The sequence below is a fragment of the Citrobacter sp. JGM124 genome (assembly GCF_018257795.1).
Lineage (GTDB): Bacteria > Pseudomonadota > Gammaproteobacteria > Enterobacterales > Enterobacteriaceae > JGM124.
This window is the reverse complement of the sequence record NZ_JAERJD010000003.1, coordinates 323,952-337,330: the sequence shown is the minus strand read 5'-3', so window position 1 is coordinate 337,330 and position 13,379 is coordinate 323,952. Positions and strand designations below refer to the sequence as shown.

The window sequence follows — 13,379 nt, the reverse complement described above, 5'->3', positions numbered from 1 at the left end:
AATCATAGTTATATACTTTTGGTTATATTCTCACTAAAGAATAATAAAACACATCAAAGATTATATTAATTTAATAAGTTCATTTCATCTTCTTGATGAATTTATTTTCATATGAATTAACCTCTTCAATAGAACCATGTTGAAAATAGAGGAAATCATCATCCAAATTAAATGGTCGTATTCGTCCATACCCGATACTCATAAAGTTTATTGATACCAGTTTTCTGTAAAGATACCTAAAATATCTATTTAAAAACAAAGCTTTTGGAAGGAATCTTGCTATAGGATCTACTGCAATAGCAAACTTATACTCAGGGCCAATATCTTGATCTGAATATTTTATATTATGAAGCGCACAAATAAACTCAGGAATAAATTCTTTTTTTATAATAAAAAAAGATTGTTGCAGTGGTTGAGGCGTATTTCCTGGCGAACCGAAAATATATTTCTTATTGTTTTTCTTCATTTCTGCTATTAAAGAATCAACAATCCCCCCTCCAGCTAAGAGAACGTCCTGTTCTACATAAACAAAATATTCAGTATCACAAAGGTATGCATACTGCAAAGCTAATAAAACTGATGCACTCCAGCCACAAAATTTATTGCTCAGTCCCATTTTAGTTGAATGACCCAGATTTGTATTGAAAGATATAAATTCAATCCTACCATCATTCAAATTTAATTCAGGCTTTACTGGTGAATTACTATCAACTATTAATATTTTTTGTGGGTTAGTGTTTTGAATTATACTATTGTACCATAACTTGTGGAAATCCTTACCGCGTATGATATCATCACCATTAGTATTTCTTCCAACATTTTCACCACACCACCATCCACTCCCTATGATATATTTATTCATTATTAATCCTTTTATATAAAGTCAATTTCGCTAGACATAACACTGTCAAACTAGATGCAATTGAACCCAAAATAATTGCCAGCCATGATAAATAACTTGCCATGAATATAGAAATTAAAGAAGCTATAATAGAACCTAAAAGCATATAGAAAAGTCTTTGGTTTTCAAATCCAGAACTATTTAATACATTTAAAAAAGTGAATGTTAGCAACTGAAATGGACATAGAAAGAATAAGCAAATGAAAATATAAAAGCACTCCTTCGGATAAGATATATATATGCCTATTGCTACAGCGCCCCAGATTGGGATCGAGTAGATTAAATATTTTATGGTTTCATGGTTTATTAATTTAACTTCTTCATATAATTTTATTAATGATTCTTCAGCTATCTGATATAGCCGAGCCTCTTTAACACCAGAAAAACTATTTAACATCATTAAAAATACATTGAAGAATCTAAAAGAAATTGCATAATACCCTGCAATTTGTGGCCCGAGAATATTCAGAATTAAAATTCTATCAAGGTTCAAATAACCATTTCTAAAAACAGCAGAAACCATAAAGCTATGACCAGAAGAAAATTGCATTCTCAAAGCTAGAGGAATCATTTTTATTGACGGCAACCTAATTTTTCCCCTCCATAAAAACACCCTAAGAAAAAATGACAACAATCCTACTATTGGGTATGAAAATAACCAAAATCTATATAGATCAATTTTATCTTTAAAGAAAAACATAGAACATGCAGTTAATAGTAAAAGAATAGCTGTTACTATATTTGTCAGTGCATCTACAAAAATATTATTATCATATGCAGAAAGTGCGTACGCCTTAAATAATGAAGGAATAGAAGTGAAAAAAAACTCACCAATAAATATCACCAACAAAACTTTAGTGCTTATATTTAATATAGAATCAAATGATAGTGACAATGAATATAGAATGATAGAAAAAAATATCAATGCTAAAAAAGAATTAACAATATATTCACCCAAGACTGATTCTTTTAATTCACCCTGAGAATTTCGCCGCATAAACAAATTATAATTCCCATATGTACATATACTCAAGAGTATTGCACTAATCGAAATAGATGTTGTAAACTCAGCTAATTCTTCAGTATCTAAGAAGAATGTTAATAAAATAAAATAAAAAAATCTTATTGAAAAAACACCAAGATTCCCACTTAAATATGAAATTAGTTTATTGTTTATAGCCATAGTTTAAGAATAAAGCTCCAAGAATTAGCGATTCAGGATAAGTTATAAAAGAAGCAGGAAGAGCGAATACAACCCAACTTAAAATAAGAACTGGAGTAAACAGCGTTTTTAAATCCCCTGTTTTTATAAAAAACATAGAATATTTCACCCCATAATAAAAACCATATACTAACAGTAGTAGCCAAATAAGTGGCCCATATACTAGTCCTATATATAAATGTTCATTATCAGTAGCTGAGGTATCATCACCAAAATAATCTTTCCCCCATCCAATGGCTGCATATAATGGGCTATTTAGGGCACGAGTGATCATCTGATCTCTTTTTTCAACTCTTAATTGATACGACCCTCTATCTGTTCCTTGTTCAAAAAGGGTCGATAAGTAATATAACCCACCATCTTTGCGACTCAAATCGTTTAAAATATTACTATTTGTAAGGAATATTACTAAAAATAACCCAAATATACTGGCTGGCAATATTAGCTTAGATGGTTTTCGTATAACGAGCATTATTATTATATATGTTATAATAACACCTAATGTAACTAATCCAGTCTGTGACTGTGTAAGTAAAATAGTAAAAAAACCGCAGAGTAAGGCTGCTATTTTTAAAATTCTAGTAAAGAAACCAGTTACTTCATATCTAAAAAAAATAAATATTACACAGAGTAGAGATATTACTGCATTACTATTTGGGCCCATAGAGAACCCAAGGGCTCGTGAATTCAGTAATAATGACTCTTGAAAATGGACCGGTGAATTAAAAATATAGCCAATTATCTGCACTAGAACAGACGATTCTTTGAATAGATACTGGAAGAGACTTACTACAAAATTTGAAATAAGATAAAAAATAATAACATTAAAGGAAATACTACCAGCCTGCCTAAATTTTGGTGCTAGCATTAATATAAACAATAGAGGAACATATCTGAAAATTTCAAAAAAATCGCGAAGATTATCTCCTTGAATAATGAAACGAATTGATGTTCCAATTAACCAATAAAAAATAAACAAAGATAATACTATTAATGCATTGCTCAACCTGATTTTAGAGCCTAATAATAGAATTGCAAGTGGGATGATTACGACAATATGATATAGATAAAAGTAATTAACTGGAAAAAAAAACACAAGTAATAAAAATATACTCATGATTTTTTTTTGCACGTTAGAAATCTCTTCACTCATTTAAAAAAGACTCCATGCATACGATCACTAATAGCATTAATATGTTTATTAAAAGAATGTTTTTTATTGAAAATCTTAATCCATTCCAATGCTATTTTTTCCATATCATAACGTTCACGAAAAGTCATTGACATAATACGAGGAGAATAGTTTTTGAGAGACCTTTCTATTTCGTATGATACATTAGACCTAATTCTTATAACACTATTTTTATTCTCTACTGAATCTCGCTGACCACCCCGATTGTATGTAAGAACATCACAACCAAAATATTGAGCTTCTATCATTCCCATACCAGCAGATTCTGCAGCACCATATTTATTTAAACCACACAACAATAATTTCCTTTTTTGCAATTCCTCATAAATCACTTTCCTTGGTTTTTTACCATGAAAGATAATAGTATTATTTTTTTTCAATTCATTGATTTTTCTAATAATGAAATCTGGAAAATCATCAGTTTTAACTTCAGATTTATTTTGTTCATATAAATTCGTACTCCCATATATATGTAATGGTTCCCTTCCTCCATTTATATAGTAATCGTAATATGCATTTATTACTTCATAAAATCCTTTTTCAACGGAGACATTCCCAACGTAACATATACCACTACGAGAATTATCTGAAATCTTTATTTTTTCTAGAAGTTCGAAATCTAACGAATTTCTTACATAATTATATTTAGAATCAAAACCATACTTATACAGCGAGCTCATGTGGTGGGGAGACACACAAATAATACCAGAAATCTTCTTTCTTTTTAATAAAAAAGAAACACTTTCAATTTTCAAATAATTATGATGCCAGTGATATATTTTACCTTTATTAAATAAAACGATGCTATCCAGAATAGTATGTGCATGTCCAACTGATATGAAAACATCATATTCATTATCACGACACCATGTAATACTTTCTTCTTCATTTGCTTTTATGTATTTAATTCTATCAATTACAGCAGTTTCAGCATTTGATAAAATAATCACCTCATTACCAATTAGAGTCAATCCTTTCGATAAATTAAGCATAGCTAAGACCGTTCCAGATGATGGAATATCCATCAATTCATTATGGTGAACACCGATCTTATCATTATGAAAAAAAACTATTTTCATTAAAAACACTCATTTCATACCATTATAAATAAGAATTATAATTTATTTATAATTATATAGTGAAGATAAAATGATATTTTAAGAACCATGCGAATATTGGTTTTTAATAAAATATCACACATATGGTATTTAAAATAAAATTCAAATATTTTAACTATGTGGTAAGTTATTTAAAGATAGTCATTATATACGTTTAATTGCTCTCCATGCATAATGAAAAAAACTCACGCTAGAATTATAAAAATCCAACCCTTCTAAATCTCTATATATCTCCCATTGCCTCATTGCTTTTTTAAATTTATTTCTAGAAATTGAACCAGGGGTAATTCTATATGATGTGAGAATTTTTTTTAGAAGGTGTGCTTCCTCTCCACTTTTCAATATTTTTAACCAAAATGCATAATCTTGTCCTGTTCTTAATAGAGGCATAGTAAGATCATCAATCGCAGATTTTCTTAACATAACTGTAGAACATCCAAGAGTAGCTCTCTTTTTTAGAATGTCATTATATTTATATGTAGATAATTTATTTTTTATATCAATTTCTTTTCCCGTTTTAATACCATTATTATTAATGATATCATATGAGGTAAATGAAAAATTAATATTTTGATTAGACATAAAAAGAAGCTGTAATTCTAATTTATTAGGGTACCAGAGGTCATCACTATCAATAAAAGCGACATACTCACCATTAATGGATTTAAGGCAACGATTTCTAGAATGAGCAGCACCTAAATTTTCTTTGTTTATTTTAATAGTAACTCTCGAATCTTTACTTGCAATATCGTTAAGTAACGATACTGTTCCATCTGTAGAATTATCATCGGTTACAACCCATTCCCACTTTTCATGTGTTTGATTTAGTATTGATGAATAAACATTTTTTATATATTTTTCAGAATTATATGTAGCAGTAACGATAGAAATGAGACTCATGTTAAACTCCGATTTAAACTAAAAACTCTTTTATTTGACAGCAAACCTCTTCCCTGCTGAAAGAATGTTTAACTCTCTCTATCTTATCGTTCCAATCTATATCATCAGCTTTTCTATCATATGCCATCTTTATTTTATTTGACAAGTCTTCAATTGCCAAACCTCTATTTTCTGACGGGTTAAAGAATCCTAAATATTCATATTCAGGGAAATATTTATTTATTATTTCTTTAGGCCCGAAATCACATTTTGAATATATCACTCTTAAATTCAACGCCAATGCTTCAAGAATAACCAAACCAAAACCTTCAGCATATGAAGGTACTACAATATTTTTTGATTTAGCCATAGCTCCATAAGGATTATCTAATTCACCAAGAAAAATAACATTCGCTACTATTGAGCTTCTATTTATTTTTTCTTCGAGCATCCCTTTCATTGTCCCATCACCAATAATAGCAACTCTAATTTTATTATCCAAAATCCAATCAGATATATAAATAAGAGAATCAATAAACACATCACAACCTTTGACTGTTTCAATTCTCCCTACGAAAATAAAATCAATTTCATCATTGTTGTTGTATGAGTTTATTTTTGACTTTTCATTTATAACATCACAATCAATAAAATTAGGTATTGTCTTTATTTTTTTAATCCCATAGTCAGCTCTTAACTCATCTTCTATACCTGATGATACACATATGACTTTCAAGTCTAAAATAGCGATTATTTTATATGTCAGTTTAATAAAAAATCGATTAATTATGGGTCTTTTACTAAAAGCAGCCCTTGGTGCCGTATGCACTGATGCACAATAATCAACACCTGCTAATAAACACGCCCATAAACCTAAAAAATTAGCCCTTTCAAGATAGCACAAACATTTATCAATATTAAATTCCTTGAATTTTCGCGCCAACTCAAAAAATTTTATTTTTGAGCTAATGTAAACAAGAGATATTCCATCCTTTACAGTTAATGTAGTGGCGTTGTTTTTTTTATTTAAAACAAACAATACTACATTATCATCCTCATTTTTTAACCCCGATGCAGTTTCGATCGCTATTTTCTCTGCCCCACCAACTGTGATCGTAGGGACTAATATACCTATATTCATTTTAATTTAATAATCAAGTAGTGAATGGGAATTAGATGATATCTAAGATATTATCTTGTTGAATCTTTATTAAATCTATTTAATATATGCAATGAATGTTTTTCATGGTGAAGTAAGTCTTCATAAATGATAATCACTTCATCATCGTAATTTATTTATATAGATAATCAATTTCAATATCTTTATATATAACTTTTGTCATGCTACCGCCCCTGGCTCAATAGCTACCAGTGCACTGCATGACTTATGACTGACTGACGCAGCCAGCTTTTCCTGCTCACAGCGAAAAGAGGCGAATATCCCTAAACCTGCACTGATAGTGATACGCTGACTTGCCGATATTAACGCTGTAAATTCACACAAAAAAAAACGGCACCCTGATATCCCGGATAATATTATTCAGGAGTCAGGCTACCGTTATTATTTCATTTGCTGGTAATCTTTTATTGTGATCACGGGGTCATTTCTCAAGCAGGCTCAGTAAGTGTGCTCGAAACTTCTGCCCTTCCTTGCGGTTACGCAAGCCGTACTGGACAAAGGCCTGCATATAGCCCAGCTTTTTGCCACAGTCGTAGCTTTCACCGGTCATTTGCATGGCTTCCACGGGCTGGTGTTTATTCAGTTCTGCAATGGCATCGGTAAGCTGGATACGGCCCCAGGCACCTGGTTGTGTTTTTGCCAGCAGCGGCCAGATATCTTCCGACAGTACATAGCGGCCAACTGCCATCAGGTCGGAATCAAGGGTTTGTGGCTGGTCTGGTTTTTCAACAAAGTCGACAATGCGGCTGATATCCCCTTCGCTGGTGAGGGCAGTCTCAGTTTTAATCACCGAATATTCAGACAAATCACCACTCTGGTGTTTGGCCAGTACCTGGCTGCGCTGGGTGTCGTGGAAGCGGGCAATCATCGCCGCCAGGTTGTAGCGTAGCGGGTCGGCGCTGGCGTCATCAATGACCACATCTGGCAGTACCACCACAAACGGGTTATGGCCGATAATATGCCGGGCACAAAGAATGGAGTGCCCCAGGCCAAGGGGCTGTGGCTGACGTACGTTCATGATGGTGACGCCCGGCGGGCAGATGGACTGCACTTCTGCCAGTAACTGACGTTTCACCCGCTGTTCCAGCAGGGCTTCCAGTTCGTAGGAGGTGTCAAAGTGGTTCTCAACCGCATTTTTAGAAGAATGAGTCACCAGCACGATCTCTTTGATACCCGCCGCGACTATCTCATCGACGATGTACTGAATCATCGGTTTATCAACGATGGGGAGCATCTCTTTAGGAATGGCCTTCGTGGCAGGTAACAGCTGCATTCCCAGTCCCGCTACCGGGATCACCGCTTTTAAATTCGTTGTCATGCTGGCGTGCCTCATCCGGAGAGCCTTTCCGGTCATGGTTGAGCTATATTGTTGTTCACCTGGCTACTGGGTGATTTAGCTCACTCGTTTTTTGTTAATGTAGCAAGCAAACGGACTTGCCTTCGTTGTTTCATCGGGACTTCAGCCAAATGGATGCATGCCCCAGGTAAAGGTAGCCGCTGCTGCCTGCTTTCCTTGGTAGTTTACCTTATTGTAACTTGTGAACGAATGCTTATGAAGTGTATCTGGCATAACAAAGTGACAATTAGATTCTTTTGGTGCATTAATTCAGATAATTGTATAAATTTTACTCTTAATTATTGATTCTATAAGCTATTTCTTCCAACGCAATAGCGTAATATGAGGTGCCAGTAGCTGCCTGTGACCCGGCAAAAATTCGTGTCACCCTTTTTAGCTTTATCTTCAGGGGTAACTTATCACTCTTTTTAGCCTTGCGCGGAAACTATCGACCCGAGTCAGGTTAGCAAGGTGCCCGGGCACTCTCATTAAGGTCTGATGCGATACGATTAATCAGCAGTGAAATATCAAACTTGCTGACATCATCCCCATTGTCTGACCCGATAAACTCATTGGTGTAGAACGGTACCGCCAGGGAGCTGTTGGGCCCCCAGGCAATATTATTCTCAAATTTTTCGTTAAATTTACGATTATTGTATATACAGTATTGCTTAATATTCAGTATTGATGAGAGATGGACAACTGATGTGTCGACAGTAATAACAAAGTCAGCAAATTGCACTAATGCGAATGATCTTGGTATATCTCTGAAAGGGTTCAGCACAATATGCTGATATTTTGATAAATCAATCTCCACACCCAAATCAAAAATCACCGTAATATGACCTGTTAATTGCTCCAGATAATCCAGCACGCTGTATATCTGTGACATAGAAAGAGAGCGAATATTCATTGATGCAAAGGGGTTAACGATTATCAGTTTTTTCCCCAGAGATTCAGCGAAATGCCGGGTATCCGCCATCACCGCATCCTTAAACACTAACAGTGGGCTGAGATTTTCCTGAATACCCAGCAGGGATAACACGCGGGTCATACGTTCAGTGATATGCACCGACTCGGGTGTGATAATGTTGGTATCATAGGTGGTGTTGACCGGGTTATTGAAGCCTATCGCATGCTTGCAATTTATCAATGAGAGTGTTTTTTCCCTCAATACACTGGTGTTTTCAAAGTCAGAGAAGTCAACAACCAGGTCAATGCCCTTCTCCTTTAGTTGTGACGCGATTGTTTTTACATTTTTATGATCAATGACGTAAACGGCATCGGCAGTCAGCATGGAGTCAAACAGTGTGGCGATTTTTTCATTAACCACGACTGAGACATCGAAACCTTGTTGCCTTAATCGGTTAATAAACCCGCTGGTTACCAGTGCGTCACCTATCATTTGGGCGTGCAGGAACACACAGACTGAATGATATTCACTGGCGTTTAGTGTGGTTTTTCCCCGGTAGAATAAACGATACTTAAATAGCCGAGTTGCATTTTTTATTTTTTTTGTTTTTAAATTACGTGCCCGATTTAAGGCTTTTATTTTACGCATCATATATATAACGTACCACAATTAACAAATTGTCAATCAGCAGATACTTCTGAACCTGCCATAAAATCGTGCCGATGACTAACGCATGGCATGCACCTAAAGTTTTTCATTGCAGGTGCAAAATAATGCCTTTTCACAGGCGCAGACCGGCATTCTCTGGTCTGCCGGTGGAAAATCTATCATTTATTTCGGATTTCGTTACCCCCAGACCAACCGGTATTTAAGGCTATCTGTCATGGAACTCTCATAAATTTAAGGAAAGCTACCGCCCCTGGCTCAAAAGCTACCAGTGTACTGAACAACGATTGTTTGGTGATGACAGGGCCAGTTTTTAAGGGGTATCCGCCATCAACAGTGGGCTTATTCCCTGCCCCTCCCAAAATGCCCATCCAAAATAGGCGCTATTTACAAGTCTGGCTACCCTTAACTTGGAAATTGTGCACAATTTTGTCTGTGATAGTGACAATCAGAAGACCAGGTATCAATGTACGGGGAGATAGATGCCCTAACGTCTGCGCATCGGCAACAGGGCCTTGAACCAATAAAACAGGCAATGCCCTGCCTGTAGCCCGGTTTCTTGCCACGGCCCCTGTTTTCCCTGATCACTTGTATTGCGTGCGCGGGCTGGCGGGTAACCGCTGCATTCCCGATCCCGCCGCCGCCTGGGGGAGTATCACACCTGATGATAAAAAGGGCTTTCCGGGCCCGGGGCTGAGGGATCATTGCCATCCGCCCCGGGCGGCCTGGCCGTTACAGGCCATCCAGCAACTGTTTAATATCGTTCACGCCCCGGCGTTCCACATTATTATCCAGCCATTGGCTCACCCGTTGTTTCACATTGTTTTGTAACAAGTTACGCAGGATTTGCTCAATGGGTAAACTGTAGCTTAATTGCTGCCATGGGCCGTAGACCCGTAATGGGATAGAAGCACTTTCCAGTAAACTTATCAGTTTGTTATTGCTGCCCTGCCAGCCGCCGTTCACCCGGATATGAAACTCCATATCACAGACTTCACGTACCAGATTCACGTTACCACTCCCGGTGAGAGACAGCATGCTCGACTGGCCTGACAGGGCGTTCAGGGTCACATTGCCGTTATTTAACCGAGCCTGGGTACTGAGGCTATCCAGGGCGGTGGTATTGTCGTAGTTATTGAGAATGCTAATACCATCAGTAGAGCGGCTTACGGCCTGTTGGATAAGTTGCTGGAAGTTCATCCCTTCCAGGCGGGCCTGATTCAGGGATATTTTTGCATCCCCCTGCCATTGGTTACGGAACGCTGCGGCACTGAGATCATGCCCCGTAAGGTTACCCGTGAGTGACAGTCGGCCATTCACCACCTGGGGATAGTCAAATGCCCCAAGAATGGTTCCCATATCGATATTTTTCAGCTGGGGCTGGAATCGGTATTCTGGCACCGAATTGCGTACATCCAGTGAGCCTGGCAGGGAAAGGGTTCCCGACCCCAGGGTGCCGTTGAGCTGCTCAATGGTTAACAGGCCCTGGTGGTTAGTGAGCTGAGTCTGCAGGCCGGTCAGGTTAAGACCACGCCAGCGCAGGCTGTCGGCTGAAAGGTTGATCACCGCGTTGGTGGTGCGCAAACCCTGGTAGTCAGGTTCCTGATGTTCTGCAACCACTGGGCGGGGTTGATTGGCCACGATATCCGGGCCTTTGCCTTTATCGTTAATCAGCAAGTTATCGATGTTAAGTTTGCGGGCGTGCAGGTTTACCACCAGATCAGCCGTCTCCCCCTGGGTATAACTCACGTCGCCCTGCAGGTCGCTGTCGTTGGCACTGAACTGTGCCACACTCAGGCTCAGTTCAGGGGCACCCTGCCCGTCTTTCCAGTGTAACTGGAATTCACCGGTTCCTTTAATTCCTTCTGCCAGTAACCCGGCCCCCTGGTACTGATAGCTCAGGGAGGAGACTTGAGCATTTAACTGATTAGGGTAGTCACTGAGGTCGAGGCTTGCTTCCAGGGAGAAGCTTAAATCACGCTGGTCACGATTAATCTGGCTACTGAGCTCAATTTGTGCCTGTTTGTTCGCGTCCTGTTGCATATCAAGGTTGATATTGCGAACCGTGATTTGTTCTTCATCCGGACGCTGTAATACCAGTACCGAATCCACCACCTGTAATTTGCCAATATCAAATGACCAGCCATGTGAGCGATGCGGGGCGGGCTGGTTATCTTTTGGAGCGACGGGAGCATTGGCTGATGTCTGTTTCTGGCTCTGGGGGGTGAGCTGTACAACAGCGTCTTTGATCATGACCTGATTAACCCGTAACTGATGGGACAGTAACGGCATTAATGCCACATCAAGGCGCATATTTTCAGCACTGACGACAGGCTGGCTGGCTCCCGGGGCTGTCAGCGACATGCGCCCGGACAAAATGCTCAGTTGCGGCCAGACATGCCAGCGCAGTGGCCCTTCAAGCTTGAGCTGATAGCCGCTGCGCTCTTCAACCTGCTGCACCATATAGGCACGAAAGTCATTGGGATTGACCAATAAAATTAATGCAGAAAGGCCTGCCACTATGACCACCAGTAAAATCATCAATGTGGTTAAAAGTCGTTTCATAGCATCCTCTTCTCATGGTGAGCAGGCTTTAGTCTTTATCGATACGGCTCGCTACAGCCCCTTGCTGATCACGATATTTCGCATCCTGACGGCGATTATAAGGGCGGGCAGCGGGCCCACTCAGGGGTTCAAAACTCAGGGCGCCAATCAGCATACCCGGACGCAGGGCTAACGGCAATTTACCTGAATTATAGAACTCCAGAACAATACAGCCGTGCCAGCCGGGATCAATACGATGTGCCGTGACATGCACCATCAGACCCAGTCTGGCAAGGGAGGAACGCCCGTCCAGCCAGCCAACTAAATCCGCCGGCAGGGTAACGGACTCCAGGGTTACCGCCAGGGCAAGCTCCCCGGGGTGGAGAAAGAAAGCCTCCCCCTCATTAAGGGAGATTTCTTCGCTCATCACCCGTTCCAGAGCGGCACTCACTTCGTCTTTTGGGCCACTCAGATCGATAAATGCGGCGGTATGCCCGCTAAAGGTTCTGAATTTATTCCCCAGACGGACATCCACCGTGGCTCCGTTAATGCGCTCAACAGGTGGACGGGGGGAAATGGTTAAACGGCCGTCGTTCAGCCAGGCCTCGATATCGCTGTCACATAAACGCATGAACGGTTCTCCTTATACAATTCAGTAAGCTATCAGTCATCAGAACTTATCCCACACAGGTTACTGGCACAGGGTTCAGCCCCGGAGGGGGCAAAACGAGGCCAGGAATAACCGTTGTCTGGATAAGTCCCTCACCCCACTACAGGATATCTTATTCAAAAAACTGCGAAATTTTCGCTTTCAGGATATCGATAGCAATACGGTTTTTACCACCACGGGGCACAATAATGTCGGCATACTGTTTGGAAGGTTCAATAAACTGCAGGAACATAGGTCTGACCGTTTTTTGGTACTGAGCCATAACCGAGTCCATTGAACGCCCACGTTCATTAACATCACGCTTCATACGACGCATCAGACAGATATCCAGGGGGGTATCAACGAAAATAGAGAAATTCATCTCGTCGCGCAAACGGGCATCCGTAAGCAGCAAAATACCTTCAAGAATAATCACTTTCTTCGGCACCAGATGGATGCTTTTTTCCATGCGGGTATGTTCCACATAGCTATAAACCGGCAGTTCAATCGGGTGCCCGGCTTTCAGCATTTGTAAATGCTGAAACAGCAAACTGTGATCCATGGCGCTGGGGTGATCGTAGTTGGTTTTTACCCGTTCTTCCATGGAGAGATGGCTTTGATCTTTATAATAGCTGTCTTCTGGTATGACACCGATGTGCTCATCACCTACTTGTTCACGTAACTCTCGGTAGAGAGTACTGGCAATAAGGCTTTTCCCTGAAGCCGATGCGCCGGCTATTCCAATAATGACGCATTGATGAGACTGTTCAGTCATGTTT

General features: G+C 39.1%; 11 protein-coding genes. All 11 read right to left on the bottom strand.

Annotated elements, in window-relative coordinates; translation table 11 throughout:
- Positions 1–79: 79 nt before the first annotated feature.
- The 11 genes from JK154_RS06205 to udk all read right to left on the bottom strand — a co-directional run bounded on the left by JK154_RS06205 (position 80) and on the right by udk (position 13,375).
- Positions 80–862 (bottom strand): hypothetical protein, encoded by a 783-nt coding sequence (locus JK154_RS06205; protein WP_211991638.1) that lies wholly within the window; start codon positions 860–862, stop codon positions 80–82.
- On the bottom strand, positions 855–2,084 hold the full coding sequence (locus tag JK154_RS06200; RefSeq protein ID WP_211991637.1) for a hypothetical protein: 1,230 nt from the start codon (positions 2,082–2,084) through the stop codon (positions 855–857). Before JK154_RS06200 ends, JK154_RS06205 begins: the two co-directional genes overlap by 8 nt.
- A complete protein-coding gene (locus JK154_RS06195) occupies positions 2,068–3,276 on the bottom strand; it encodes an O-antigen ligase family protein (protein WP_211991636.1) in 1,209 nt (402 codons plus the stop codon). The genes JK154_RS06200 and JK154_RS06195 overlap by 17 nt, the downstream gene beginning before the upstream one ends.
- Positions 3,273–4,394 (bottom strand): glycosyltransferase, encoded by a 1,122-nt coding sequence (locus JK154_RS06190; protein WP_211991635.1) that lies wholly within the window; start codon positions 4,392–4,394, stop codon positions 3,273–3,275. Before JK154_RS06190 ends, JK154_RS06195 begins: the two co-directional genes overlap by 4 nt.
- A 183-nt stretch (positions 4,395–4,577) precedes the next feature.
- Positions 4,578–5,333, bottom strand: a complete 756-nt coding sequence (locus tag JK154_RS06185) for a glycosyltransferase (RefSeq protein ID WP_211991634.1) — start codon at positions 5,331–5,333, stop codon at positions 4,578–4,580.
- Between the two features lie 13 nt (positions 5,334–5,346).
- On the bottom strand, positions 5,347–6,453 hold the full coding sequence (locus tag JK154_RS06180) for a glycosyltransferase (RefSeq protein ID WP_211991633.1): 1,107 nt from the start codon (positions 6,451–6,453) through the stop codon (positions 5,347–5,349).
- A gap of 460 nt (positions 6,454–6,913) precedes the next feature.
- Positions 6,914–7,810 (bottom strand): UTP--glucose-1-phosphate uridylyltransferase GalF, encoded by an 897-nt coding sequence (gene galF, locus JK154_RS06175; protein ID WP_211991632.1) that lies wholly within the window; start codon positions 7,808–7,810, stop codon positions 6,914–6,916.
- A gap of 481 nt (positions 7,811–8,291) precedes the next feature.
- The gene (locus JK154_RS06170) at positions 8,292–9,392 is read right to left on the bottom strand and encodes a glycosyltransferase family 9 protein (protein ID WP_211991631.1); all 1,101 of its coding nucleotides are present in this window, start codon (positions 9,390–9,392) and stop codon (positions 8,292–8,294) included.
- Positions 9,393–10,139: 747 nt separating this feature from the next.
- A complete protein-coding gene (asmA, locus tag JK154_RS06165) occupies positions 10,140–11,972 on the bottom strand; it encodes an outer membrane assembly protein AsmA (protein ID WP_211991630.1) in 1,833 nt (610 codons plus the stop codon).
- A gap of 28 nt (positions 11,973–12,000) precedes the next feature.
- Positions 12,001–12,582 carry a dCTP deaminase gene (dcd, locus tag JK154_RS06160; RefSeq protein WP_211991629.1) on the bottom strand — a complete coding sequence of 194 codons (582 nt, stop codon included), beginning with the start codon at positions 12,580–12,582 and terminating at the stop codon, positions 12,001–12,003.
- Between the two features lie 151 nt (positions 12,583–12,733).
- The gene (gene udk, locus JK154_RS06155) at positions 12,734–13,375 is read right to left on the bottom strand and encodes a uridine kinase (protein WP_211991628.1); all 642 of its coding nucleotides are present in this window, start codon (positions 13,373–13,375) and stop codon (positions 12,734–12,736) included.
- Positions 13,376–13,379 lie beyond the last annotated feature (4 nt).